Genomic DNA, 26,450 nt, shown 5'->3' on the forward strand with positions numbered 1-26,450 from the left:
CAGTTGGGTTGAAGGCAATCAAATCAAAATCATTTAATCTGTTCAATAAAACGGCTTAAGATTGAACCTGCCACAGATTCAAGTTTTTCAGCATAACGATGGTTATCTGCACGTAATTGAGTAATATCTATACCCGCTTTACGCAATTCGCAAGTATGACCAATCAACCATTTCTCTAAACTATCTGAGGTCACTTCAGGATGGAACTGGAGTGCTAAAATATTAGATCCAACTTGAAAAGCCTGATTTTTATAAATTTGAGTGCTCGCCAGAAGTTTCGATTGCGCGGGAAGATCAAAGGTATCACCATGCCAATGCAAAACTGGCACACCATTTAAAGAATTTAGAACGTTGTCTTGCTCATTTATAATATCTACCGTACTCCAGCCAATTTCTTTAGTGTGGCCAGCATATACTGCACCGCCCAAGGCTTTTGAAATGAGTTGAGCACCTAGACAGATGCCAAGCGTAGGGCGTTGGAGTTTTAATCTTTCTTTAAGTAAGTCTATTTCTGTTTGTAGGAAAGGGTAATCTTCTGTCTCATAAACACCAATCGGTCCACCCAAAATAATGGTCAGACCTTCGTACTTTAAGGCTACTGAAAGATCATCCACACCTGCATCAAAATATCTGACCCGATAACCCAGTTGATATAGTGTCTCCTCAAAAGAACCTAGATCTTCAAAGGCTAAATGCTGTATTGCATATACTGTTTCAGGAAGCTTTCTCATGATGTGACGTTCTTAAAAGAATGATGAGGAGATTATAGTATAGAACTTTTGGAACTAAGGTTTCGTCCATAAAACAATATAAAACGATTTATTTCGCAATCTCTTTTTTTAATAATTTCTTAAGCATCGCTAGACTAGAATTGAGAATATCTTTTTTTAAGCGTTCATCTTGAACTCCACGCGCTAATAGTACGGAGCCCACCATTTGACAGAGTATGGCCCAAGCGAAATCAGGTTCTGGAGCATGCTGCGCAAATAGTTTGTAACCACGCTGAAGTTCTTTTTCAAAACATTGTTTAATGTCAGCATCAGCGCGTGAAACTTCAGCAGCAAGTGAGGGTAAAACACAGCCTTTTTCTGGGTGTTGAACGTGTAATAGAGAAAGATATCGGTTCATTTCAAAATCTAACCAAGATTCTGGATCTTGATGAGGATTCATTTCCCACTGTTGAATACTTGCTCCGATTTCAGATTCGATTAAGGCTTTAAATAAGTCGTTTTTTGAAGAAAAGTGAGAATAGAAAGCGCCGCTGGTCATATTTGCAGCGTGCATAAAACCATCAACCCCAGTATTGTTAAAACCTTGTTTTTTTGCGAGTTCACCACTGGTTTTTAAAATTTCGCGACGTTTTTCTTCTTTGTATCCTGCTTTATATCTCATATTGAATATTCAATAACCATTGACTGTGCCTCAAAACTATAACATAGTGATCGTTATAATAACGATCGTTATTTAATGGAGAGGTGATGAACGATCAGCAGTCAGAAATTAATCATTCAGAAGAAAAATCAACATATAACAAGGTCGCACTGATCATTGGTGCAGGAGATGCCACAGGCAGTGAGATCGCAAAACGCTTTGCACGAGGTGGATATACTGCTTGTATGACTCGACGCAATGCAGACAAGCTTGCACTTGTTATCCGAGAGATTGAAGCACACGGTGGTAAAGCTTATGGATTTGCTTCAGATGCAAGAAAAGAAGATCAAGTGATTCAACTGATTGACACAATTGAACGTGACATTGGTCAGATAGAAGTATTGGTTTTTAATATTGGAGCAAATGTGCCGTGTAGCATTCTAGAAGAAACAGCACGTAAATATTTTAAAATCTGGGAAATGGCTTGTTTTAGTGCTTTTTTAAATGGTCGTGAAGTAGCTAAACGGATGGTCGCAAGGCAGCGCGGCACTATCATTTTCACTGGTGCAACAGCAAGCATCCGTGGTTCATCATATTTCAGCGCTTTTGCTGGCGCTAAACATGCGTTAAGAGCCTTAGCCCAAAGTATGGCAAAAGAGTTAGGGCCTCATCATATTCATGTTGCGCACATCATTATTGATGGGGCGATTGATACTGATTTTATTAAAGATACTTTCCCTCATTTGTATGAAAAAAAACAGCATGACGGTATTTTGAATCCTCAACATATAGCTGATAACTATTGGCATATTGCTCATCAACCACGAGATGCTTGGACACATGAATTGGATTTGCGACCATGGTCTGAACAGTGGTAATCATATTTAATAAGGATAAGACATGACTACACAACAACAAAAAGTTGAATTTTATTTCGATCTTGGCAGTCCATTTAGTTATTTGGCTTTTTATAAGGTACAAGAAATCACCAAAAAATATAATGCAGTGATTGATTACACACCAATTTTATTGGGTGGAATTTTTAAGTCGACTGGTAACAAGAGTCCAATTGAGGTGCCTGTTAAAGGGATCTATTCAATGCAAGACTTAAGTCGTTGGTCAGATTATTATCAGATCCCGATGCAGATGAATCCATATTTTCCAATGAATACATTGACTTTAATGCGTATGTTAACGGGAGTCAAAATCTATCATAATGAATATTTTGAAGTGATTTTGACCAAGCTTTTTGATGCGATGTTTAGAAAGCCCTTGAATTTAGCCGATCCAGAAGTTCTGATAAATTTATTTCAAGGTGATGCAATCGACGGTCAGCAACTTTTGGATTTAAGCCAAGATCCGGTGGTAAAACAAAAATTGATTGATGAAACAAACAATGCCGTACAACGAGGGGTATTCGGAGCACCTACATTTTTTGTACGGGAAAATATGTATTGGGGACAAGATCGCTTGCATTTTGTAGAGCGCGAATTACAAAAATAAGTGAAAAAGAAATTGGATTGAGACTCAGCTAAATTTATTAAAAATATTGATGTGATATAACGAATAAGAGAGTACGAAATTAACAGCTTGAGGGAGTCACGATGACCCATAATGTTTTAGCTTACGCAGCGCTTGATTCTAAAAGTCCATTGGTTCCATATACTTTCCAGCAACGTCAAGCTCGCCCCGATGATGTCATTATTGATATTGAATACTGCGGTGTATGTCATTCTGACTTACACCAAGCGCGTAATGATTGGGGATTTAGTCGTTACCCAATTGTACCGGGTCATGAAGTAATTGGTCGTGTAAAAAGCATCGGAACATCTGTAACGAAGTTTAAGGTTGGAGATCTGGTCGGAATCGGGTGTATGGTAGATTCATGTCGTACTTGTTCAGCTTGTCACCAAGGTTTGGAGCAATATTGTGAAGCTGGCAATACACAAACGTATGGTAGTTTAGATCGTCATGATCAAACATCTACTTATGGTGGCTACGCACAAACGATCATTGCGAGCCAAGATTTTGTATTGAAAGTACCTGAAAATTTAGATACACAATCCATTGCACCCATCTTATGTGCTGGGATCACGACATGGTCGCCATTAAAGCATTGGAATGTCGGTGAAGGCTCTAAAGTGGCTGTTGTTGGACTCGGTGGTTTAGGTCATATGGCGATTAAACTTGCTCATGCACTTGGTGCAGAAGTGACTTTATTTACACGATCAGCAAATAAAGAACAGGATGCACGTGATTTAGGTGCAGATCATGTCGTGTTATCAACAGATCCAACACAAATGAAATCAGTGAAAAATCAGTTCGATTTAATTATTGATACTGTGCCATATGATCATGATCTAAAGCCTTATATTCCGACACTTGCATTGAGTGGGACACTAGTATTGGTAGGCTATCTCGGAGAATTTAGCAGCAATTCCGTACCCATGATTATGGGAAGAAAATCAATCGCAGGATCGGTGATTGGTGGGATTCAAGAAACTCAAGAACTACTTGATTTTTGTGGTGAGCACAATATCGTGTCGGATGTAGAAGTCATTGATATGCAAAATATTAATGAGGCATTTGAGCGAATGCTTCAAAGTGATGTGAAATATCGTTTTGTGATTGATATGAAAAGTCTACAAGCCAGCTAATCCATTAAACTCCTGTAGCAGAAAAGAAGCGGCAATCTGCCGCTTCTTTAGCTTTTGTTTTAGAAGAAACCCATTGGTTTAGTAGAGTAACTCACCAATAAATTTTTAGTTTGTTGGTAATGATCCAGCATCATTTTATGATTTTCACGACCAATCCCTGATTTTTTATAACCGCCAAAAGCAGCATGAGCAGGGTAGATATGGTAGCAATTTGTCCAGACTCGACCTGATTGAATTGCACGTCCTGCACGATATGAAGTATGCGCTGATCGAGACCAAACACCAGCACCTAATCCATAAATGGTGTCATTGGCAATTTTGATGGCATCGTCGAAATCTTTAAATGTTGTCACAGCCAAAACTGGTCCAAAAATTTCTTCTTGGAATGTTTTCATGCTGTTATTGCCTTTGAAAATAGTCGGCTCAATATAAAAACCTTGTCCAATTTCTTCACGAGCTTGACCACCCGTAAGAATTTGAGCACCTTCTTCACGACCTGTCGCAATACAACCTAAAATTTTATCTTGTTGCTCTTGCGAGGCTTGAGCACCAATCATGGTTTCTGTATCAAGTGGATGTCCCGTTTTAATTCGCTTCACGCGCTCTACAGCCATCTCTAAGAATTTATCTGCAATACTTTCCTGGACTAAAGCGCGTGATGGACAAGTACAAATTTCTCCCTGATTCAGGGCAAACATGGCAAAACCTTCAAGCGCTTTATCTAGATATTCATCATCCTTATCCATGATGTCTTCGAAGAAAATATTTGGAGATTTGCCACCCAGTTCTAATGTCACTGGAATAATATTTTCGGTGGCATATTGCATAATTAATTGACCAACCGCAGTTGAGCCAGTAAATGCAATTTTTGAAATACGTGGATTTGTGGCAAGAGGGCGTCCTACTTCAACACCATAACCATTGACGATATTCAGCACACCTGGTGGTAAAATATCTTGTATCAGTTCAACTAAAACTAGAATACTGACAGGAGTTTGCTCAGCTGGTTTTAAGACAATACAGTTCCCCGCTGCTAATGCAGGCGCAAGTTTCCACGCCGCCATTAAAATCGGAAAGTTCCATGGAATAATCTGTCCAACGACACCCAACGGCTCATGAAAATGGTAAGCGATAGTATCTTCATCGATTTCTGAAATACCACCTTCTTGTGCGCGGATACAGCCAGCAAAATAGCGGAAATGGTCAATACACAGTGGAATATCTGCAGCTAAGGTTTCACGGATAGGTTTACCATTGTCCCATGTTTCTGCCACAGCAAGTAATTCTAGATTCTCTTCTAAGCGATCTGCTATTTTTAATAAAATGTTAGAGCGAGTTGTTGCAGACGTTTTGTTCCATTCAGTTTTAGCGGCATGAGCTGCGTCCAAAGCGAGTTCAATATCCTCGACTGAAGAACGGGGAACTCGAGTAAAAACTTTCCCATCTACGGGAGAAAGATTATCAAAATACTCACCTTTTACTGGAGGAACCCATCTCCCACCAATGAAATTTTCGTATTGTGCTTTAAATTGAACTTTAGAATCTGGTTGATTGGGATCAGCGTAGCGCATAGTGTCCATCCTTTGGTTGTGCTGTAAAGTTATGGAAAATATCTTCGTCTTTGGTATTAGATATCTTCTATTATTGATGAGTTAACATAACCACAATAAGGTTGGAAAAAGGTTGGAATGATGAAGGTTTACAACTGATCAACAAATACTATAACTATAATAAGTACAACATATGCATATTGGGAAATGTTGAGATAATAAGGAATGAACTCAATGCAGACTCTTATCAAGCAAAGACAACAAATAGAAACACTTAGAGAGAAAATCAGTCTTTCAACTGTACAGGCGAAACAACTTGGTCAGCATATTTTAAAGTCTTGGCAAAGATCGAAGTTGGCAGAAATTCCGAAAGAGCGAATGGTAGCGCCGTTGATCACAACGAGTACTGTTGAAAGTAACAGCCTAAATCAAGCATTGAAAATATGTGAACAAGAGTTAAAACATGTTGCACAACAATCATCTATGGTACTTGCGGTAGGCGATATCAACAGCACCATTATTTGGACGGAAGCTAGTCAACAAATGCGTAAGGCTGCAGAACGTGTTCACTTTATTGAAGGCGGTCAATGGCGGGAGGAAGTGGTTGGAACCAATGCTTTAGCATTAACCTTGAAAACTGAAAAATCAAGTTGTGTGTTTTCAAATGAACACTATATGGAGTCTATTCATGATTGGGTGTGCTATGCAGCACCAATTGTTGATCCATTTTCGAAGCAACTCATTGGTGTATTAGATTTATCAACGACATGGGATCATCACAATAGTTTTGGACTACTCGCAGCAGAACGTTGTGCATCTTTAATACAATCAGCATTACTGAATTATCAACGCCAACATTTATTTATTCGTACCTTTGGAATTCCTCAAGTCATATTTAACGGACGTACCTTGGTGGTTACACCTAGACAGATTGAAATTTTGACAATATTGGCATTATGTCCTCAAGGGCTTAGCTTAGATTCGCTTCATCAAGCTTTGTATGGGGAGCGAAAGGTAAGCATGGGAACTTTAAAAGCTGAAATGTCGCAGCTTCGAGATTTATTGGGTGGAATGTTAGGCTCAAGACCCTATAAATTACTGGCTCATATTGAGGCTGATTTCCTCCGAATCGAAAATGCTTTAGACGTTGGATTTATTGATAAAGCTTTACAGCAGGTCAATGGTGTAATGCTCGCAAAAACAGAAAGCCCATTCTTATGTTCTTGGCGAAATTGTTTAGATTCGCGTTTGAGTGAAGCAATTTTTAACTATTGTGATGTTGAAGTGCTTTTAAAATACATTGCACGAAATCCTGATGCAGTTGATGCAATGGAGCGTTTAATGGAGTTGTCACCGCAAGATTATTCAACGCAACAACTTTTACAGCACTATCGTAATTGAGCCGAATTAAAGTAAAACACAGCGGCCTAAAGCATATTCTTCGTATTGTTAACGTATTTTATCCTCATTTATTTATACCTACAAAAATTTAACGCCGCCGTTCCTGATGTAATGCACTATCAGATTCGATTGAGAATCAAAGAGTAAAAAAGAGAATCTGAAGTGTATCCAGATTCTCTTTTAGATCTAGCAACTCAAAAGTTTACATTGCAGCTTTAAAAATGTTGATGACTTGTTGGAGATCTGCTTTACGTGGGTTAGTGAGCATGCAGGCATCTTTTTGTGCATTTTGAGCCATCACTTCTAAATCTTCCTCTTTAACCGAAAGCTCTTTTAATCCTGTTGGAATGCCAATAGATTGAGAGAGGATTTTTATCGCATCAATTGCTGCATATGCAGCTTCATTAATGGTTAATCCTTCAATATTTACACCCATTAATTCAGCTATTTTGGCATAACGATCAGGGCAGGCAATTAAGTTGAACTCACAGACATGTGGGAGTAAAATCGCGTTACACACACCATGCGGAAGATTATAAAAACCGCCTAATTGGTGAGCCATGGCATGTACATAACCTAGAGAGGCGTTATTAAATGCCATGCCTGCCAAATATTGTGCATAACTCATTGCATCACGTGCTTCAATATTCTCACCATTAGCAACCGCAGGACTCAGCCATTGACTGATCATGCTGATGGCTTTTTCAGCACAGGCATCTGTAATTGGGTTTGCTGCTGTTGAAACATAGGCTTCGACGGCATGAGTAAGCGCATCCATACCTGTTGCAGCTGTCAATGCTGCAGGTTTTGCGATCATCAGTTTAGGATCATCTATGGCAATGAGTGGAGTGCAACGCCAATCGACGATTGCCATTTTTACATGAGTTTCTGTATTGGTAATAATACAGAAACGCGTCATTTCCGAAGCAGTTCCTGCAGTTGTGTTGATTGCAATAAGAGGTGTCATCGGGACGGTACTTTTATCGATTCCTTCATAGTCGCGAATGTGCCCACCACCTGCAGTCACTAAACCAATACCTTTAGCACAATCATGTGAAGAGCCACCACCTAAAGAAATAATAAAATCACAAGCATTATTATTGTAGGCTTCCACACCATCGTGGACATTAATATCAGTCGGATTAGGCTCGGCACCAGCAAATATGTAGCTCTCCACTTGCGCTTCTTTTAAATAGCCAGCGATGATATCTGCGACACCAAATTTGTATAAACCTGCATCAGTCACAATCAGTGCTTTTTTAGCGCCCAAATTTTGAGCTTTGCTTCCAACTTCTTTAGCACTACCTGGTCCGAAAAGTGAAACACAAGGGATATAAAAACCGTTTGTTTGGTCTGCAATATTTTTAAAAGCCATGGTGAGATTCCTTTTACCATTTATTGTTGTGTTCGGTGATATTTACCGTGTTTGCAGTATTGGACACGCTTGAGAAGATGTGTACCTACCAAACACCAACCCAATTTCTCCATGGCTTAAAACAAGATACAGCAAATAAGAAATAATATTTCAAATGGGTGAAAAAGGAGATTGGTAGCAAAGGTCTGTGAAGAGATGGGGAGGTAAGAATAGAAATATTGTATGACCAAGTGAAGGCCTCTTAAGCTTGATCATTACACATTAACAATCAAGACCAGTAAAATGAGGTCTTTGATGAACAGAATTTATAGATTTTTTGAAGAAAGCCAAGCAAAGAGTTGGTCATATACTTGCTGACGAACCAGTTTTTTTGAAAGAACCAAATCATGCAGGCCATCTTTAATTGTCATTACAGTGACATCACCTTGTAATGCTTTTGCAGATTTTTCGATAGCTTTTACATCTAAAATCACATCAGAGGTCTGAGCATCAATGTTGTATTTCTTCGGATTGGTCGTGCGACTTGAGTGCATAACAAGGAGCGGAACTGAAATTTTAGGACCAGATTGAATTTTCTGTTGTGCTTTCACAACAGCACCAATAAAACTCAAATACACTTTGGTGTAGGTTTTAGGTTTAAGCTTGAGATCAAAACTCCATTCACCGTTCAAATTTTCGTGCAAACTCTTCACGTAAAACTTATTTAATTCACTTGGTAATTGCATCAACGGAAATTGCTGAGCTAATTTTGCAATCATTGGAAGCGCATATTTCTTTTTTAATACATTCATATTGAAATCATAAAATGGGCTGTTGGCCCAGATTGCTTTAATCAATGGATGATCAGGGTGTCGAATTGAAAAATAAGTGGCAGTTAAACCGCCTGTAGAATGACCGCATAATAATACCGATTCATTTCCTTCACTTTGAATTGTATTCAATGCGGCATGAATATCTTCATCATATTCGGTTAGGTCTTTCACAAAATAAGGTTTTTGATGCGGAAGTAGTGATCTACCGTATTTTCTAAGGTCAATGGCGTAAAACTGAAAACCTTGGGCATTAAATTTTTTCGCCATTTCTTGTTGAAAGAAATAATCAATAAAGCCATGGATATACAGTACAGCTTTAGTTGATGGAATATCTGATGGACGACGTACTAATGTTGCAATAACCTCACCATCATAATCAGGCGAAAATTTGAAAATATGTTGCTCAAATTTTTCACCTAAAATGTCGGGTTGGTATTGTAGCGTGGTCTCAGCACTCATTTTTTCGATCATCTATTGATTCATTCCCTGATTCAAAATTGTTTATATTGACTATAAATATTCTTTTAAAAGTTGTTCTGTCTCGTCAAACAATCGCTGAGCTAAACTACGATTCTTCGCATGTGCAGATTGAAAAGCTGGTGTTTGCAAACTTTTGTATTGACCTGTTTTCTTAGACCATTCAGGTGATAACGCAATTTGATGAATAAGATTTGCTGGTTTGTTGGGTGAGATTAAGAACAATTTTAAAGCGCGATATTGATAGTTAGGAAGCTCGCGATAAATTTCGGAATCCACACCACCTGGATGAATTGCATTACTGGTGATAGATGTGCCTTTGAGCTTTTCAGCTAAGGCATGACTAAATAGTAAATTTGCTAATTTACTATTTCCATAGCTGAGTACACCGTTATATTTTTTAACAGAATGAAATTTAAATTGATGTGTGTCAATTTTACCCAGAACATGCATCATGGATGCAAGATGAATGATACGGCCTGAAGGCGCGTTTTGAAGTAAAGGTAACAATTGTATTGTCCACACAAAATGTCCTAGATAATTGACACCTATTTGTTTTTCAAAACCATTAGCCGTTTCTTCTAATTTAGGCGTGATTAGACCTGCATTGTTGACCAAAATATCAATCTGTGAATATTTTTCTTTTAAAGTTTGTGCTGCAGATTTGACTTGATTTAAATCATTTAAATCTAATTCTACAATATCAATTTGACCATGACCTTTGGTGCTGATTTCTGCTTTAGCTTTCTGAGCTTTATCCAAATTACGACAGGCAAGTACGACATGATGACCATCTTCAACAAATTTTTTTGCTGTCGCTAATCCAATTCCTGTATTTGCACCTGTAATCACCACTGTTTTCATTATTGTCTCTAAAGTTCTTAGTATGAGATTGTTTTAATACAGTCAGAGCAGTGAGTCAAACCTACTTTCAAGAAATTTTCATATAATTGTTGCATGATACGAACTGCTTATCTGACTCATACAAAAGTTACAGAATCTGAATAGCACAACTCATTTTAAGATAGAATAATATAGTTATATCGTTGTTATTTTTAAAATTCTTCCAGTCTTTCTTATTTAGGCAAACTGTATGCTGGCGTGTCCTCCGCAAAATCCAAAGCAACGTCATCAATATACTGCACAGGCATTAATTGATCATTGCGATACACTCAAAGCCGTATTTCAGGATCAGTGGTTATATCTATGGACGATTACGCCTGAAAATTTATTCGTAATTGATCAGGAAAATAATAGCTTAGTGATCGCAGATGGACTGCTCACAGTTGAGTGTATCGATGATTATAAAATTCAATTTTATACATCCCACTCAAATGTCGAGATTCAAAAAATTGCGGATTTTATGTTCAATGATTTTAGTTTTATCTTTAATCATAAGGCCTCACATCATTCTTTATATTTAAAAACGAAAGTGCAGTTATTTCGTCAAATGCTGGTTGAAGAAGTCTTTAAATGGGTCGATGGAGAAAATCGTGTTGAACAGTGCCTCTATAATTTGACCGATCAGCAAGCGATGCAGTTAGATCGAATCATGATGCAAAGTGAGTATTATGATGAACCTCATTTGCTGAATTTCAGTCGATTTGGTGCTGAAATACCTCTGGAAGTTGAACTAAATTTTAAACATCTGTGTTTGGTCAATTCAGTCATGGGAGATAATTTTCTTGCAGTGCAAAAATTGATTCCAGTATACGATCGGTTAAGCACTTCAGCAGAATTAATGTTGCCAAAACGGTTATATCGTATGGCACAAATTTCTTTCGAAGAACAATTTAGCTTATCTCAATTGGTAGACTTAGAGCCTGATTTCAATTTACTCAAACAGCATAACGAGCAAACACCGCATTTATTAGGTTTTACACGTTGGATCAAACGAGGGTATTGGCAGTATCAAGATATTTTCAATAAACAAAATTTTTTAAATAAAGATGTGCAGTATTGGGTAGAAGATATAGCGCAACAGTCGCCACTGTTTATACACAAAAGAGCAGTGAATTGGTTATTTAAACAAGATTATCTTGTCATCGACTGGGTAAGTGAAAATTTAAAAGATCCCAATATTCGATTGGCCGTCACCGCTTTAAGTTTTGTGGATTGCTCTAAAGTACATCCGCATGTCATACAACTCTCGATTCAATATTTTGAACAGGTTATCGGTCGTTTATTTATTTCTGAGTGTCTACGTATTTCACAGCAACAATCATGGTTTGAACTATCTGCTGAGCATGAGCCGCTAAATGTTCAATATTCTAAAAAATCACAACCTCTCACGGCTTCTATTTTATATCTTAATGAATGGTTGGACTTGTTATGGTCATTGGATCAGCAAGGATTGAGTTCAGTGAAATATGTCTTTAAACGTATTTCTCAAGTGATGCAGTCTTATATGTTGTTTTTAAATGACTTAGTTAAAGATCTACCTGATGAAATCATCAAATTTATTGAGCCCTCAACACAACATCAAACGCATTTTCATTTCTTGATGCAGCAGTATCATATCAATCTAGATGAGTTTAGGCAGCGCTTTAAACATCCAAACTCTCAATATAACCGAAGCAATAGTATTTTTGACTCTTATGTCGCAGATTATCTCATTGATTTTTTCCAACAAGATAGAACTATTTCGAAAAATATGACATGGCCCGCATGGTATCAGCAAGCAATACGTTGGCATCAGCATTTACATTATGTGGATACATTGACGACTTTGAAATTGAGACATGCTGAAAGTCATTGGAAACGAGTATCACCTCAAGCAGTCATGTATACAGAGAATTGGAAATTTGTGGAGTTGAATGAATTAGAGCAAATTATTCAAGAGTCTGTAAATTATAAACATTGTCTGGCTTTATCTTATACCCAAAGAATTATTGATGGTGAATATGTGGCGTTCCATATGTCAAATTTACATGATCCCTCACAGCATTTGACACTCGGTTGTTTTTTTAAATTCGATCAGCTTCATTTTGACCAACTGCGTTTGCCCAATAACGAAGTTGCTGATCTAAAGGTTGTGAGGGAAGCCAAAGCGTTTGTACATCAAGTCAATGAAATGTTGATTTGGAATTTTGGAGATCCTGAACAAATCAACAACTGATGCGCCTTAAATTGACGTATTCACGCGTTAACATGATCACAAGGCTGATTTATGGCTTAACTTTTTTATGAAATGTCGTTAGGCTATGAGCGTTCAAATTAGGTTAAGCACATATGAAACAAGAAACTGCACTGAAGTTAATGAAAGCAGGAGAAAATGTCTTTTTGACAGGTTCTGCAGGTGCAGGAAAAACGTATACGCTTAATCAATATATTAATTATCTTAAGGCACGAAAAGTTTCAGTCGCCATTACCGCATCTACAGGCATTGCAGCCACACACATGAATGGGATGACCATTCATACGTGGGCGGGGATCGGGATCAAAGATTTTTTATCAGATGATGATCTAAAGCGCATGAAAGAGCGTAAATATCTCAAAGAGCATTTAGAAAATGTGCAGGTATTGATCATCGATGAGATTTCGATGCTACATGCGAAGCAGCTTAATTTAGTTAATCAAGTGCTTAAGTTTTTTAAAGAGTCTGATGAAGCATTTGGTGGCATACAGGTGATTGCCGCTGGAGATTTCTTCCAGTTACCACCAGTCGGACGCAATGACGAAAAAAATCGAGATAAATTCTGTTTTATGTCCCAGGCTTGGGTAGAAGCGAAATTTCGTGTTTGTTATTTAACTGAACAACATCGACAAGATGACTCAGCCTTGAATGATATTTTGAATGCAATCCGTGCGCAAAATATTCAAGCCGAGCATATTAAAGCTTTACAACAAACGCGTGAGCAAGATATTGGTGAAACATTTACACGTTTGTATACCCATAATATGGATGTTGATGCCATTAATTACCGTCATTTAAATGAGATTGATGGGGATGGTCATCAATTTTGTGCACAAATGGATGGTAATGAAAAATTAATAGAGACATTAAAATCTTCCGTACGTGCACCAGAAGAATTGACCTTAAAGAAACATGCCAAAGTCATGTTTGTAAAAAACAATTTTGATGTGGGTTATATCAATGGCAGCCTTGGTGAAGTCATTGGCTTTGAAGAAGTAGATGATCACGGGGTATTACCTAAAGTTAGATTAACAGACGGCACTATTCTGGTGGTCGAACCTGAAACCTGGTCTGTTGATAATGATGCAGGAAAGACAATCGCGAGTTTTTCCCAAGTTCCTTTGCGGTTAGCTTGGGCGATTACTATTCATAAGTCTCAAGGGATGACTTTATCGGCGGCAGAAATCAATTTGGCGAATACCTTTGAAAAGGGTCAGGGCTATGTCGGGTTATCTCGTTTGAAATCTATTGATGGTCTAAGGTTACTCGGTTTCAATGAGCAAGCATTAGAATTGGACAGTTTAGCGATTAAAGCCGACCGAAGATTTCAAGAACTCTCTGATGAAGCAGAAGCGCATTTTGGTGATGCTGATTTAGAAGCGCAACATAAGGCATTTATTCGGCACTGTGGTGGCACACTCAATGAGCTTGAGATTAGTCGTAATGAGAAAAAAATTGCCAAAAATGCAGGTAAAGCCAATTATGCCACCGCGACTCTCGATGAAACTCGCGAGCTCTTTGAAAATGGTTATGAAATTCAGGATATTGCGGTTGAGCGTGGTTTAACGCCAGCAACCATTATTAACCACTTAGGCAAACTTCATCGAGAGCAGGGCTTAGATATCTCGGTTGCTCATCCTGGGGATGAAGTCGTTGAACAAGTACGTAAAATCTATAAAAAATTACTTAAAAGACAGAGTCCTGAACATTTTGGTGAAGATGGTGCGATCAAGTTGCGTCCGATCGTGGAAAATACCAATCCGCGTATGGGCTATGACCAAGTGAGATTAGCCTTATTATTCATTGAATAATGAGTTACGCATTTGAAATTGATTTTTTAACACACAAGCAAAGGGAATTAAGATGCCACAGATGATCGTTGAGTATTCGGATAACATTCAAAATTTAGATGCGAAAGCGTTGCTTTTAGGCTTAAACCACGCTTTATTTGATACAGGTCTAGTGGGGCATCCTTCTGATATCAAATCACGTATTCGTGCTAATAGTGATTTCCTGATTGGTTTTGGCGAAGAGCCTCAAGCCTATATTCATGTTCGTTTAGGGATCATGACGGGGCGTAATGAAGAGCAAAAGAATCTTATTTCAGATCGCTTAAATGAGTATCTTCATAGCTTTAATGGTTATCATGCTCAAGGCTTAACGGTTCAATTGATCATTGAGTTGGCGGAAATGCCAAAAGAGCATTATCGTAAAGGTAGAGTTCAGAAGTAAGACAAAAAAGGCTGAAGTGATCTTCAGCCTTTTGTTATGCAGCAAAAGTCAGTATTTCGATATCTGCACTATTTTGAATTTTTTTAGCCGAATAGCTATAGAGTTCATCGATAAAAGCGACATTAAAACTTCCGACAGTTTGAGCCTGCGTATAAGCGAGCTTACCTGCGATGGCAAAGTGTACATGGGCAGCAATACAGGCAATGGTTGGGTTTGTTACGCCAGCATAAGCAGCAATTAATGCACCTAAGGCGCATCCTGTAGCGGTAACTTTTGGCTGTAAATGTGAACCTCCATTAATCTTAACCATACATCCATAAGACTTAGAAAGAATAAAATCAGATTCGCCAGAAATTGCGATACATTCAGAGTAATCTAATAAAGTTTTTGCCTGTTCTACTACGGCAGCGCTATCGAGGGTACTGTCTACACCCTTAGATTGGTTTTGTTGTCCTGCTAAGCTCCCAATTTCTGAAGCATTACCTCGGATAATGGTGGGTTTAAACCGCAATAAATCATTTGTAATTTCAGTACGCCATGGCAAAACAGCACTATAGCCAACAGGATCTAATACCCAAGGTATATTTTTTTTGTGAGCAGTTTCTGTGGCAATTTTCATTGCGGCAACTTGTTCTGTATGAGGAGTCCCTAAATTGATACTTAAAGCTTGACTAATACTCACGAAACTTTCAGCTTCAAAAGGATTATCAATCATGGCAGGTGAGGCACCAGCAGCTAACAGTACATTTGCGACATAGTTGGCAGCAACCAGATTGGTCATACAATGCACTAAAGGTTGAGTGGTTTTTAACAGATTCCATGCTTCAATGACCTGTTTAAGAATCTCTTGGGTTTGAACCTCAATATCTTTTGGAGCATTTGCTATCAAGTTTTCTGGATGATTCATAGTCGTTCGCTAGCGTGTAAAATAGTGGTCTTGGTGATTACAATTACGACAAATTAAACTGACATAGTCATCTGCGTCATAATCCACAGAAAGTTCATTCGAGCCACAATTCATACAACGTTTTTGTGAGTAGAAATTTAAACGTGGCTCGATTTTACTCCACGATCGCCAAACAGGTTGAAAAAAGATTGATTCATCATAGCCTAGAAAATGAAAAAATAAGATTTCGCTCATTTTACTTAAAGGCAAGTTAGGTAGCCTTGGCAGTGTTGAGGTTTCCCATTTTTCAGCTAAAGAACGTTCACGATATTGCTGTAAAGTCTTTTTTAAAAGGTTGGTATTGATAAAATTTTCATTACGGGCTTGGAGTGCTTTCTGATGGTGCAAATACTCAAGCGCAGTTTGAACTAAATAATAGATTTGACCCACAGCAAGAGAGTCTAATAATCTAAAACAAAAGGTTTGAAAACTCTGATTTCCAGCAATTTGAACGCCCCAAGTTCGACAGTAGTATTGCGCAAATTGAATAATTTCTTGGTACAACAGAGTATAGAGTGCACTTTTGACTTCATCACTATTTTTAAATGGTACACCTTGACTCAGATTTTCATAAAAGAGCTGACGTAACGCTTGAGTAATACTAAACAAGCTCGGCTCAGAATAGCCGTCAAGACGGACATTAATATAGTATTGACTGAGTTCACTCGAAAAGTCACGTGGGACAAGAATATTGTCTTTCAAAAGTTGTTTCATCAAATGATTTTGAAATAAATAACTTGGGGTAATGGTATGATATTTAATATTTTCCCAATCGATGAATTCTTGATGTTGGGTATGCTCATGGACTTGTTGATCTAATATTGAGAGTAAAAACAACTTGTGCATAAAGCTCAGTTGATGCAAATCGAGTTCTTGTATGTCTTTATTCTTCGATGCAATCTTACGTTGTTCTTGAATGCGAGTTTCCTGCATCATTTTCTTTCGTTTTGCTGTGCAGCGCTCACAATGGCAGTTGCGGTTTTCATCTTGAAAGACTTGATGGTGGCAATGGGAACATTGATGGAATAGGATTTCTTTATCAAATTCTTCTGCTTCAATAAAGTACATACTGGCCTGACAAAGTGGACAGAAACTACTTTCATCAGCATTTTTTTGGAGAATTTGCAACATGGCAGCACTTTAATTTCAAGATGAAAGAATTATACACACGATTGTTCAACATCGCTTGATTGAGTCAGTATTGAAAACAAATCTGACTGGTGTTGCGATCAATAAAATAAGCAGGTGAATGCCTGCTTATGTGAAATATATGAATAGATCGAACCGGAAAATCATTTCCTCAAGTGTTAGATCGACCTAGATAGAGGATTTAATAGGTTAAAGGGCAAGGGAGCTCTGAATCGGAAAAATGTTGCATTTTAGCTTGGATCAGTACCTGAGATTTCTTTTGAGATAATCTCTTGATTCCGAGTACATCATAGTTTTTCAATACAGCTGTGACTTCTGATGTTTCAATAGGCATTCCCTCACTGGTTAAAAACGCTGCAATCACGCGATGATCAATTTTAGCAGCATCCATCATCTGCATGGTTCTGATGTTTTCTACTCTGACTATATGGTCCCTGATGAGCATGATTCACCTCATTTATGATTTATAAGTTTTTTGATGATTACCGCTCTTAAACTGAAGCAATAATTATGCTTGAAAATAAAGAAGTGAATTTTTGTTACATTTCTATCGTACTTAGACAAGATATTTGAAACGGGTAATAAAGAAGCAAACTGTTGTTACTACAAATAAATTAAATTGAAAAAAACATGAATAGACCCATATTAAATAGAGCGTCAAACACAGACAATTCGTCAATTTTGACCTATGATCAATTGACTTCACATAAAAGCATAATCGCTGTAAAGAACAGCTTATAGGACGAGTTATGAATATCGCGGCAAATCCAGTGATCGAAGCAGATCAAACGATTTTTTTGAAAGATTATCAGAAGCCAGCATTTGTCGTGGATTCGATTGATTTAAATATCCAAGTCTATGACGATCATACGATGGTGACAGGCACACTAAAAATGCAACGTCAGACTGAAGGTGATTTGGTATTGCTTGGTCGTGAGCTTGAGTTGAAGTCAATTACACTGAATGGTCAAGAGTTAGATTCTTCGCAATATCATCTAGATGATGAACAGTTAGTGATTAAAGATGCACCTGATGATGCATGCATCGTTACAGTCGTTGAAATTCATCCTGAATCAAACACACAACTTGAAGGTTTATACCAAGCAGCATCTGATCTGTTTGTAACTCAAAACGAGCCAGAAGGCTTTCGTAAAATTACGTTCTATCCAGACCGTCCAGATGTGCTGTCTGTTTTCACAACACGTGTCGAAGCGGATAAGAAATTTCCAGTCCTACTGGCGAATGGTAATTTAATTGAAGCGGGTGAAGTGGGCGAAGGACGTCATTATACCATTTGGCAAGATCCAACCAAGAAACCAGCCTATCTCTTTGCATGTGTCATTGGAGACTTAGCGGTATTAAAAGATCGTTACGTCACTTCTGAAGGTCGTGATGTAGCTCTAGAAATTTATGCTGAAGAAAAAGATATTCCTAAGTGCCATATTGCCATGGAAGCACTTAAACATTCTATGCGTTGGGATGAAGAGCACTATGGATTACCTTATGATTTAGACAATTATATGATTGTCGCGACCAGTGCATTCAATATGGGTGCAATGGAAAACAAAGGGCTTAATATTTTTAACACATCATGTGTTTTAGCTGATGAAGAATACACGACTGATGCTGCGATTATGCGTGTTCAATCTGTTATCGCTCATGAATATTTCCATAACTGGACGGGTAATCGTATTACTTGCCGAGACTGGTTCCAACTTTGTCTGAAAGAAGGTTTAACCGTTTTCCGTGATCAATCTTTTTCTGAGGATTTGCAGTCTGCTGCTGTTCAACGAATTGATGATGTGGCAGTGCTTAAAGCGCATCAATTCCCTGAGGATTCAGGCCCATTGTCTCATCCTCCACGTCCAGATCATTTCGTAGAAATTAATAACTTCTATACAGCGACTGTGTATGAAAAAGGTGCAGAAATTAACCGAATGATGGCGACTTTATTAGGTAAAGAAAAATTCCGTAAAGGAACGGATGAGTATTTCCGTCGCCATGATGGTCAAGCTGTGACTGTGGAAGATTGGGTTGCTGCATTATCAGCAGGTTCTGGTGTGGATTTATCAGGATTTTTAACTTGGTATAACCAACCGGGTACACCTAAGCTTGAAGCCAAAGGTGAGTATGATGCTGAGCAGAAAACTTATCGTTTAAACTTTAAGCAAAGTTTAAAACCACATCCAAAATATCCAAACTTAAAAGCGGTTCCAATTCCTGTCGCTTTGGCTTTGTTTGATGAACACACTGGTGAGCAACTTCAACTTGAATGCTCAGCTTTAGTTGAAGATCAAGTCAAAGATGGTGTTTACTTATTCACGACTGATGAAGCAACGATCGAGTTTAAAAACGTGGCGAAGGTGCCTGTAATTTCACTATTACGAAATTTCTCTGCACCTGTGAATTTAGAGTTTAATTATACTGATGAACAGCTTGCGTTCTTATTACAGTACGAAACCAATGGCTTTAATCAGTGGCAAGCGACGCAAACATTGCTTGAGCGCATCTTATTAAATGACCAACCTGCTGACATATATATTGAAGCGATGTTAAAAACGCTACCTAGAGTAATTCAGCAAGATCCGCTGTTAGCTTCACGTTTATTTGATGTTCCGAGTGAAGGTTATTTGGGTAGTCGTATTGACCACGATTATCAACCGACAGCGATCTATGAAAAGCGTAATGCTCTATTAGATACTTTGTCTCGCCGTTTAGGTGATTTTGCTAAAGAGACTTATTTATCATTAGATCCAGCAATACAGTCAGATTTTTCCCAAGCTATGGGTACACGTGCTTTAAAGAACATCATGCTTTCATTTATTGCGCGTCAAGGAGATGAGGCTGCATTTGATTTAGCTGAGCAACAGTATCGTCAAACACGTAATATGTCTGAACGTTTAGGTGCTTTAAAAGTGTTGGTGTGGAATGATGCACCGCAAGCTGTTGAGATTTTAGAAGATTTCTATACGCGTTTTAAAGATGAGGCTCTATCAATGGATCAGTGGTTTATGATCCAAGCAGCTCATCCGAAAGCGACAGCAGAAACGATTCAAAAACTGACATCACATGCTGATTACGATCTTAAAGTACCTAATCGAATCCGTGCTGTAACTGGTGGTTTAAATTCAAACCCTGTCAATACTTGGAGTTTTGGGGTAGATCATATTATTCAGTTGGCTCAATATTTGGATGAAAAGAATCCGATTGTAGGCTCACGTTTGTTACAACTTTTATCACGTTGGTACACGTTAGCCCATCCTCAACAAGCCGAAGTCAAAGCGAAACTCGAAGCATTGAAACCTATCGTGAAATCTAAAAATGTATCTGAAACTTTAAATAGTATGCTTGCTGTTTAAATCACAAATAAAAAACCAGTGCAATGCACTGGTTTTTTTGACTCAACAGAATCAAGCTTGCATGGTCATTAGACTCGCATTACCACCTGCAGCTGCGGTATTAATACTAATTGCACGTTCAATAAAGAAGCGTTCTAAAGGAATGTCATAATTACCAGGCTCTAGATGTGTTATTCCGATGATCGGACCTTGTCGCTGAGCCACTTTATCTTGCAATTTTAACAGTTGATTTTTGGTGCCATGATGTAGAATTGCATCAAAACTACCTGTCTCAATATCAGCAATAATGGCGATACGTTGAGCGACCTCTTTAGGCATAGACTGTAAGTATTTTAAAACAAACGTATTCTCACCTAGAACAGTTGGCTGAGAGCCAACCGCGAGAATGGCATGAAGTTGATGAATCTGATCTATTTCTTGATCTGCCAAGCTTAAAACACGATGTCTCGGTAACACAACATATTGATTGCTTTCACCTGTTGGTCCTTGTAATTCATAGCTATGTCCGACACAACTTGGTTGCAACACCTTCATTTGATAATGAGGAAATGACTTATTGACCCAATCTTTATATTGATTCAATAAGTTTTGATGTTCAGTCAATTCAACGCCTTTGCTCGTTGCATAAGGTTGTTCAATTTTTTTATGTGTACATTCATGCATTAACCGATAAATATACATCGGTCCACCAGCTTTGGGACCTGTACCAGATAAACCTTCTCCACCGAAGGGTTGTACACCGACAACAGCACCTACAATGTTGCGGTTAATATAGAGATTTCCAACTTCTGCTTTTGAAATTACGGTTTGTATGGTTTCATCGATACGCGTGTGTAAGCCCATAGTCAAACCATAGCCTTTGGCATTGATTTGATCAATAAGTCGATCAAGTTCGCCATATTTATAAGTAATGACATGCAGTACTGGACCAAAAACTTCACGTTCAAGATCATCTAAATGTGGTAACTCAACTAAAGTCGGTTTAACAAATGTCCCTTGCTTGAGATGAGAGTCATCTTCATCCCACATGAGTTGTTGAACGGGATAACCCAGAGATTTCATTTTATTAATATGTTGATCAATGGTTTGTTTTGCTTCTCGATCAATTACAGGTCCAATATCAGTTTTCAATAAACTTGGAATGCCGACACGCAATTGCTTCATTGCACCTTTGAGCATTTTGATCACGGTATGTGCATTATCTTCTTGAACACATAAAATTCGCAGTGCTGAACAACGCTGACCTGCACTATCAAATGCTGAGCTGACAACATCTAATACCACCTGTTCAGTCAGGGCAGAAGAATCTACGATCATGGCATTTTGACCGCCAGTTTCTGCAATGAGAGGTATTGATTGACCAAATTGATTCAGTCGTTTTGCAACGGTTTTCTGCAAAATTTTCGCAACCTCAGTTGACCCTGTAAACATAATACCTTGAATACGATGATCACTACTGAGTTGTGCACCCACTGTTTCACCACGTCCTGGCAAGAGCTGTAAGACAGATTGTGGTACGCCAGATTCCCAAAGGATCTGAACTGCAATTGAGGCAATTAAAGGAGTTTGCTCCGCTGGTTTGGCGATTACAGTATTCCCTGTTACAAGTGCCGCCGCGATTTGACCTGTAAAAATTGCCAATGGGAAGTTCCAAGGACTAATACACAGTACTGTACCTAAGGGTTGAATAACGGCTTTGTGTTCTAGATCTTTCACTTGTGCTGCGTAGTAGCGTAAGAAATCTACTGCTTCGCGTACTTCAGCAATCGCATTGGCAAATGTTTTACCGCTTTCGCGACTGAGCAGAACCATTAGCTCTTCAAGTCGAGACTCCATCACATTGGATGCTGTAATTAAATATTCTGCACGTTGATCTTTTTCTAAATTTTGCCAATCCTGCTGTGCTTCAGTCGCATTAACTAACGCCATTTCCACTTGCATGGCATGAGTCTCCGTCACTTCACCGACAATATCTTGATGGTTCGCAGGATTGAGAATTGCCATTGACTCTGTATCGTGTACGGATTCATCTAATCTCAGACCCATTGGGGTGGCTTTAATTTGAACTTTAGACCATTGTTGATAAGTATGATTCAAATGTTCAAGGTCTTGGTCATTTGCAAGATCAATTCCAAGAGAGTTAGGGCGATGATCAGCATATAAATGTTTCGGATATGGAATAGCAGGGTGCTTTAATCCAACTTTGCCTTCGATTCGACTTGTGACATCAATGGTTTGATGTGGATTTTCAATCAAGTCATCAATTTTGAGTGTTTTATCAGCAATACGATTTACAAAAGACGTGTTTGCCCCATTTTCAAGCAATCGTCTAACCAAATAAGCCAAAAGGGTTTCATGATTTCCGACAGGTGCATAAATTCGGCAAGGTACGCCAAGTTTATCATCTGCTTTAGAACCGACGACTTGTTCATAAAGTGGTTCACCCATGCCATGTAAACATTGGAATTCGTATTGTCCCTTATAATATTGTTCAGGATTTGCCAAATGATAAATAGTGGCTAAGGTTTGTGCATTATGTGTTGCGAATTGTGGATAAATAAAGTCTGGTTCGGCTAAAAGTTTGCGAGCACATGCAATATAAGATAAATCTGTGTGCACTTTTCGAGTAAAGACAGGATAATCGGTCATGCCTTCAACTTGTGCTTTCTTAATTTCACTGTCCCAATAGGCGCCTTTGACTAAACGAATCATTAAACGTTTTTGACTACGCTTAGCTAAATCAATGATGTAATCGACCACGCAAAAACATCTTTTTTGATAAGCTTGAATCACAAATCCAATGCCTTTCCAGCCATTCAATTTTGGTTCGAAACATAAGCGTTCAAGAAGTTCCAATGAAATTTCCAGCCGATCAGTTTCTTCAGCATCGATATTTAGACCAATATCATATTGTTTCGCTAGAACCGCTAAATTAAAGACTTTGTGATAAAGCTCATCGTGTACACGGTCAATTTGCGAGCGTTGATAACGTGAATGAAGCGCCGAAAGTTTGATTGAGATACCGGGGCCTTCGTAAACATCTTTGTCAGACGATGCCTTACCAATCGCATGAATCGCATTTGTATAATCTTGATAATAGCGCTCCGCATCATGATCTGTAAGTGCTGCTTCACCTAACATATCATATGAGTAACGGAAGCCTTGTTCTTCTAATCGTTCGGCATTATTTAACGCCTCATCAATGGTTTCACCTGTAACAAACTGTTCACCCATCATACGCATAGCAACATCAACGGCTTTGCGAATAATGCCACGGCCACTTCGTGCCAAGATGCCTGTGAGTAGACCAGATAAACTATTTGCTTTAGGTGTTTCCATTAATTTACCGGTCAACATTAAGCCCCATGCTGCCGCGTTTACAAACATTAGGCTGCTTTGACCTAAATGATCTTTCCAATTGCCTTGGTTGATTTTGTCTTTGATCAATAAGTCACGTGTTGCTTTATCAGGGATACGTAACAGCGCTTCAGCTAAACACATGAGCGCAATACCTTCTTGTGAAGATAATGAAAATTCTTGTAATAAACCCTGTACAATGCCTGCTTTGCCCGCTGACCCTTTACGTTCACGTAATGAATGCGCTAAATTGAAGGCTAATTGATAAATTTTGTCTGAAATTTCTTGATCAATCTCGGTCTGTTCGAGAAGTGTTTCGACACATTCAGATTCATCACGGCGCCATGCACGATTTATTTCTAATTCTAGATCTGATTTATCTTTAAATTCAGTAATGTCTTGAATGTCTAATGGGCGAGAAAGGGGTGAGCTAAGTTGTTCCATGAGATATACGCCAGCGTCCTGTGACAATGAAATAGATTTATCTTTAAGGTTTATTTAATTTATAATTACAGAAAATATGGTGCATAACTCACTATAATTAGAGTTAAATTTAGAGAATAATTCGCATGCAGACTCAAATGATGACCTTGGATCGTACAGATTTAAAAATTTTAGATATCTTGCAAAAAGATGGGCGTCTATCAAATATAAAACTTGCTGAAATGGTCAATCTTTCTCCCACAGCAGCGCTTGCTCGAGTACAAAAACTAACCAAAGATGGATATATTACAGGTTATGAAGCCAAGTTAAATCCAGATCTGCTGAATCGAAGTTTTGTGGTATTTGTCGAAATTTTATTAGATAAAACAACTCCAAATGTATTAGAAGAATTTTCTGATGCAGTGAGAAGTTACCCTGAAATTGTTGAATGTCACATGATCAGCGGTGGGTTTGATTTTGTAGTTAAAATTCGTTGCGCCAACATGGAAGAGTTTCGTAAGATCTCTGGACAGGTTTTATGGCAACTGCCTGGCATCAAAGAAACCCGTAGCTATCCAGTGATGGAAGTTATTAAGGAATCTTCGCAAGTGCAACTTAAGCAAACATTTAAAAAGTAAATGTATAAGAAAGGGGCTATAAGCCCCTTAATTTTTTATTTCTCATTACCTTCCATTTTTGATTTCTTGCATTTCAATTTCATATTTCTGTTGAGCTTCATCAAAACGGTCAGTCACATCTTGCGCTGGCGGGCGGCCTAATAAACTCACCACCATAATACTCACCCAAGATAAAATAAAGCCAGGAATGATTTCATAGACGCCAGTATCAGCCATAGTGTTTTTCCATACAATGACGGTAACAGCACCAACAATCATACCTGCCAATGCACCATTGATGGTCATTCGCTTCCAGAAGAGAGAAAGGATAATCAGTGGTCCAAATGCTGCACCAAAGCCAGCCCACGCATAAGCAACTAAACCGAGTACCTTGCTGTTCGGATTCATTGCAAGGAAGATTGCCATAATCGCAACGATTAATACCATCAAACGACCTACCCAAACCAGCTCGGTTTGTGAGGCAGATTTACGAATAAATGCTTTGTATAAGTCTTCTGTAAGCGTGGTAGAGCATACCAATAGTTGGCAGCTTAGGGTACTCATCACTGCAGCAAGAATCGCGGCAAGAATCACTCCTGCAACCCATGGATTAAATAAGATTTTAGTTAATTCCATGAAGACTGTTTCAGGATTTGCATTGACTGCAGCACCGAGTTGAGGAAACGTATCAAAGTAAGCGATTCCGAAATAACCGACAGCGACTGCACCACCAAGACATAGAATCATCCATGTCATTCCAATTCGACGTGCTGCTGGAATAGACTTCACGGAATCTGCTGCCATAAAGCGCACAAGAATATGTGGTTGACCAAAGTAGCCAAGTCCCCATGCCATTGAAGATAAAATTGCTACAGTGCTGAGATCTGAAAGTAAATTATTCGCTAATGGGCGTGCGGATTCCACAATGACACTAACTTGCTGAGCGTTTTCACCAATGGCTAAATAGGTCATTACTGGAGCAAGTAAAAGCGCAAAGATCATCAAGCCTGCTTGGAATGTATCTGTCCAACTGATGGCTAAGAAACCGCCAATACAGACATAACTAATCGTTGCCACTGCTCCAATCCATAGGGCTGTGTTGTAATCCCAACCAAATAGGCTTTCAAATAAACGTGCACCTGCGACCATGCCAGAGGCACAATAAATTGCAAAGAAAATCAAAATTACAAAAGCTGAGATGATACGAAGAACTTTTTTCCGATCACCAAAGCGGCTGGTGAAATAGTCGGGGAGAGTCAATGCGTTATGTTGTATTTCGGTATGAACACGTAGACGACCCGCGACCAACAGCCAGTTCAACCAAGCACCGATAATTAAACCAATGGCAATCCAAGCTTCGGATAAACCTGAGAGATAAATTGCACCAGGTAGGCCCATGAGTAACCAGCCACTCATATCTGATGCACCTGCGGATAATGCAGTGACGACACTGCCTAAACTCCGACCACCTAAAATATAATCATCAAAATTATTCGTGGCTTTGTAGGCATAAAGCCCAATGCCAAGCATCGCCACAATATAAAAAATAAATGTGATTAGCGTAGGATTTAATTGGCTCATTGCTATG

At 38.6% G+C, this 26,450-nt stretch carries 20 protein-coding genes; 9 read left to right on the forward strand and 11 right to left on the reverse strand.

Going from position 1 to position 26,450, the window contains the following annotated elements:
- Nucleotides 1-29: 29 nt before the first annotated feature.
- Both AC1M9J_RS02540 and AC1M9J_RS02545 read right to left on the reverse strand, forming a co-directional pair.
- Entirely contained in the window at nt 30-731 is a 702-nt protein-coding gene (locus tag AC1M9J_RS02540; RefSeq protein ID WP_481595375.1) for a glutamine amidotransferase, read from the reverse strand.
- Nucleotides 732-819: 88 nt separating this feature from the next.
- Entirely contained in the window at nt 820-1,392 is a 573-nt protein-coding gene (locus AC1M9J_RS02545; protein WP_481595374.1) for a TetR/AcrR family transcriptional regulator, read from the reverse strand.
- Between the two features lie 86 nt (nt 1,393-1,478).
- On the opposite strand from AC1M9J_RS02545, the gene AC1M9J_RS02550 reads away from it, so the two are divergent.
- The 3 genes from AC1M9J_RS02550 to AC1M9J_RS02560 all read left to right on the forward strand — a co-directional run bounded on the left by AC1M9J_RS02550 (nt 1,479) and on the right by AC1M9J_RS02560 (nt 4,028).
- Nucleotides 1,479-2,249 (forward strand): SDR family oxidoreductase, encoded by a 771-nt coding sequence (locus AC1M9J_RS02550; RefSeq protein ID WP_035263780.1) that lies wholly within the window; start codon nt 1,479-1,481, stop codon nt 2,247-2,249.
- A gap of 22 nt (nt 2,250-2,271) precedes the next feature.
- Nucleotides 2,272-2,874, forward strand: a complete 603-nt coding sequence (locus tag AC1M9J_RS02555) for a 2-hydroxychromene-2-carboxylate isomerase (protein ID WP_481951818.1) — start codon at nt 2,272-2,274, stop codon at nt 2,872-2,874.
- A 101-nt stretch (nt 2,875-2,975) separates the two neighbouring features.
- On the forward strand, nt 2,976-4,028 hold the full coding sequence (locus tag AC1M9J_RS02560) for an NAD(P)-dependent alcohol dehydrogenase (RefSeq protein WP_481595372.1): 1,053 nt from the start codon (nt 2,976-2,978) through the stop codon (nt 4,026-4,028).
- Nucleotides 4,029-4,087: 59 nt separating this feature from the next.
- Here AC1M9J_RS02560 and exaC read toward each other — a convergent pair whose 3' ends face one another.
- Complete coding sequence (exaC, locus tag AC1M9J_RS02565; protein WP_481595371.1) at nt 4,088-5,599, reverse strand: acetaldehyde dehydrogenase ExaC; 1,512 nt, start codon at nt 5,597-5,599, stop codon at nt 4,088-4,090.
- 204 nt (nt 5,600-5,803) lie between these two features.
- Here exaC and AC1M9J_RS02570 point away from each other — a divergent pair, with 204 nt between their 5' ends.
- On the forward strand, nt 5,804-6,979 hold the full coding sequence (locus AC1M9J_RS02570; RefSeq protein ID WP_481595370.1) for a sigma-54-dependent transcriptional regulator family protein: 1,176 nt from the start codon (nt 5,804-5,806) through the stop codon (nt 6,977-6,979).
- Nucleotides 6,980-7,181: 202 nt separating this feature from the next.
- On the opposite strand, the gene mdh is transcribed toward AC1M9J_RS02570, so the two are convergent.
- From mdh to AC1M9J_RS02585, 3 genes are all read right to left on the reverse strand, one after another.
- Nucleotides 7,182-8,354 carry an iron-dependent methanol dehydrogenase gene (gene mdh, locus AC1M9J_RS02575; protein ID WP_035263769.1) on the reverse strand — a complete coding sequence of 391 codons (1,173 nt, stop codon included), beginning with the start codon at nt 8,352-8,354 and terminating at the stop codon, nt 7,182-7,184.
- Between the two features lie 305 nt (nt 8,355-8,659).
- The gene (locus tag AC1M9J_RS02580; protein ID WP_481951819.1) at nt 8,660-9,625 is read right to left on the reverse strand and encodes an alpha/beta hydrolase; all 966 of its coding nucleotides are present in this window, start codon (nt 9,623-9,625) and stop codon (nt 8,660-8,662) included.
- Between the two features lie 51 nt (nt 9,626-9,676).
- Nucleotides 9,677-10,507 (reverse strand): SDR family oxidoreductase, encoded by an 831-nt coding sequence (locus tag AC1M9J_RS02585; protein WP_481951820.1) that lies wholly within the window; start codon nt 10,505-10,507, stop codon nt 9,677-9,679.
- A 229-nt stretch (nt 10,508-10,736) separates the two neighbouring features.
- On the opposite strand from AC1M9J_RS02585, the gene AC1M9J_RS02590 reads away from it, so the two are divergent.
- The 3 genes from AC1M9J_RS02590 (at nt 10,737) to AC1M9J_RS02600 (ending at nt 15,011) form a co-directional block, all read left to right on the forward strand.
- The gene (locus AC1M9J_RS02590) at nt 10,737-12,761 is read left to right on the forward strand and encodes a hypothetical protein (RefSeq protein ID WP_481951821.1); all 2,025 of its coding nucleotides are present in this window, start codon (nt 10,737-10,739) and stop codon (nt 12,759-12,761) included.
- A 113-nt stretch (nt 12,762-12,874) separates the two neighbouring features.
- Nucleotides 12,875-14,590: an AAA family ATPase gene (locus AC1M9J_RS02595; RefSeq protein ID WP_481951822.1), complete on the forward strand. Its 1,716-nt coding sequence runs from the start codon at nt 12,875-12,877 to the stop codon at nt 14,588-14,590.
- A 52-nt stretch (nt 14,591-14,642) separates the two neighbouring features.
- Nucleotides 14,643-15,011: a 5-carboxymethyl-2-hydroxymuconate Delta-isomerase gene (locus AC1M9J_RS02600; protein WP_180027772.1), complete on the forward strand. Its 369-nt coding sequence runs from the start codon at nt 14,643-14,645 to the stop codon at nt 15,009-15,011.
- Between the two features lie 34 nt (nt 15,012-15,045).
- Here the strand turns inward: AC1M9J_RS02600 and thiM are convergent, their stop codons facing one another.
- The 3 genes from thiM to AC1M9J_RS02615 form a co-directional block, all read right to left on the reverse strand.
- On the reverse strand, nt 15,046-15,918 hold the full coding sequence (gene thiM / locus AC1M9J_RS02605; protein ID WP_481595365.1) for a hydroxyethylthiazole kinase: 873 nt from the start codon (nt 15,916-15,918) through the stop codon (nt 15,046-15,048).
- Between the two features lie 9 nt (nt 15,919-15,927).
- Nucleotides 15,928-17,088: a hypothetical protein gene (locus tag AC1M9J_RS02610; RefSeq protein WP_481607435.1), complete on the reverse strand. Its 1,161-nt coding sequence runs from the start codon at nt 17,086-17,088 to the stop codon at nt 15,928-15,930.
- Nucleotides 17,089-17,287: 199 nt separating this feature from the next.
- Nucleotides 17,288-17,551, reverse strand: coding sequence for a hypothetical protein (locus AC1M9J_RS02615; protein WP_481595363.1), 264 nt, complete (start codon nt 17,549-17,551; stop codon nt 17,288-17,290).
- Nucleotides 17,552-17,855: 304 nt separating this feature from the next.
- Here AC1M9J_RS02615 and pepN point away from each other — a divergent pair, with 304 nt between their 5' ends.
- Nucleotides 17,856-20,465 carry an aminopeptidase N gene (pepN, locus tag AC1M9J_RS02620; protein WP_481595362.1) on the forward strand — a complete coding sequence of 870 codons (2,610 nt, stop codon included), beginning with the start codon at nt 17,856-17,858 and terminating at the stop codon, nt 20,463-20,465.
- A gap of 51 nt (nt 20,466-20,516) precedes the next feature.
- On the opposite strand, the gene putA is transcribed toward pepN, so the two are convergent.
- The gene (putA, locus tag AC1M9J_RS02625) at nt 20,517-24,266 is read right to left on the reverse strand and encodes a trifunctional transcriptional regulator/proline dehydrogenase/L-glutamate gamma-semialdehyde dehydrogenase (protein ID WP_481595361.1); all 3,750 of its coding nucleotides are present in this window, start codon (nt 24,264-24,266) and stop codon (nt 20,517-20,519) included.
- Nucleotides 24,267-24,391: 125 nt separating this feature from the next.
- On the opposite strand from putA, the gene AC1M9J_RS02630 reads away from it, so the two are divergent.
- Complete coding sequence (locus AC1M9J_RS02630) at nt 24,392-24,883, forward strand: Lrp/AsnC ligand binding domain-containing protein (protein ID WP_035263751.1); 492 nt, start codon at nt 24,392-24,394, stop codon at nt 24,881-24,883.
- A gap of 45 nt (nt 24,884-24,928) precedes the next feature.
- Here AC1M9J_RS02630 and putP read toward each other — a convergent pair whose 3' ends face one another.
- Complete coding sequence (gene putP / locus AC1M9J_RS02635; RefSeq protein WP_180027777.1) at nt 24,929-26,443, reverse strand: sodium/proline symporter PutP; 1,515 nt, start codon at nt 26,441-26,443, stop codon at nt 24,929-24,931.
- Between the last annotated feature and the right edge of the window lie 7 nt (nt 26,444-26,450).

Source organism: Acinetobacter sp. ANC_7588, assembly GCF_056783995.1.

What these genes read in the sequence shown, in the direction of transcription:
- AC1M9J_RS02540 (WP_481595375.1), bottom strand. Translation starts at nt 731, where the DNA reads ATGAGAAAGCTTCCTGAAACAGTATATGCAATACAGCATTTAGCCTTT.
- AC1M9J_RS02545 (WP_481595374.1), bottom strand. Translation starts at nt 1,392, where the DNA reads ATGAGATATAAAGCAGGATACAAAGAAGAAAAACGTCGCGAAATTTTA.
- AC1M9J_RS02550 (WP_035263780.1), top strand. Translation starts at nt 1,479, where the DNA reads ATGAACGATCAGCAGTCAGAAATTAATCATTCAGAAGAAAAATCAACA.
- AC1M9J_RS02555 (WP_481951818.1), top strand. Translation starts at nt 2,272, where the DNA reads ATGACTACACAACAACAAAAAGTTGAATTTTATTTCGATCTTGGCAGT.
- AC1M9J_RS02560 (WP_481595372.1), top strand. Translation starts at nt 2,976, where the DNA reads ATGACCCATAATGTTTTAGCTTACGCAGCGCTTGATTCTAAAAGTCCA.
- exaC (WP_481595371.1), bottom strand. Translation starts at nt 5,599, where the DNA reads ATGCGCTACGCTGATCCCAATCAACCAGATTCTAAAGTTCAATTTAAA.
- AC1M9J_RS02570 (WP_481595370.1), top strand. Translation starts at nt 5,804, where the DNA reads ATGAACTCAATGCAGACTCTTATCAAGCAAAGACAACAAATAGAAACA.
- mdh (WP_035263769.1), bottom strand. Translation starts at nt 8,354, where the DNA reads ATGGCTTTTAAAAATATTGCAGACCAAACAAACGGTTTTTATATCCCT.
- AC1M9J_RS02580 (WP_481951819.1), bottom strand. Translation starts at nt 9,625, where the DNA reads ATGAGTGCTGAGACCACGCTACAATACCAACCCGACATTTTAGGTGAA.
- AC1M9J_RS02585 (WP_481951820.1), bottom strand. Translation starts at nt 10,507, where the DNA reads ATGAAAACAGTGGTGATTACAGGTGCAAATACAGGAATTGGATTAGCG.
- AC1M9J_RS02590 (WP_481951821.1), top strand. Translation starts at nt 10,737, where the DNA reads ATGCTGGCGTGTCCTCCGCAAAATCCAAAGCAACGTCATCAATATACT.
- AC1M9J_RS02595 (WP_481951822.1), top strand. Translation starts at nt 12,875, where the DNA reads ATGAAACAAGAAACTGCACTGAAGTTAATGAAAGCAGGAGAAAATGTC.
- AC1M9J_RS02600 (WP_180027772.1), top strand. Translation starts at nt 14,643, where the DNA reads ATGCCACAGATGATCGTTGAGTATTCGGATAACATTCAAAATTTAGAT.
- thiM (WP_481595365.1), bottom strand. Translation starts at nt 15,918, where the DNA reads ATGAATCATCCAGAAAACTTGATAGCAAATGCTCCAAAAGATATTGAG.
- AC1M9J_RS02610 (WP_481607435.1), bottom strand. Translation starts at nt 17,088, where the DNA reads ATGTTGCAAATTCTCCAAAAAAATGCTGATGAAAGTAGTTTCTGTCCA.
- AC1M9J_RS02615 (WP_481595363.1), bottom strand. Translation starts at nt 17,551, where the DNA reads ATGCTCATCAGGGACCATATAGTCAGAGTAGAAAACATCAGAACCATG.
- pepN (WP_481595362.1), top strand. Translation starts at nt 17,856, where the DNA reads ATGAATATCGCGGCAAATCCAGTGATCGAAGCAGATCAAACGATTTTT.
- putA (WP_481595361.1), bottom strand. Translation starts at nt 24,266, where the DNA reads ATGGAACAACTTAGCTCACCCCTTTCTCGCCCATTAGACATTCAAGAC.
- AC1M9J_RS02630 (WP_035263751.1), top strand. Translation starts at nt 24,392, where the DNA reads ATGCAGACTCAAATGATGACCTTGGATCGTACAGATTTAAAAATTTTA.
- putP (WP_180027777.1), bottom strand. Translation starts at nt 26,443, where the DNA reads ATGAGCCAATTAAATCCTACGCTAATCACATTTATTTTTTATATTGTG.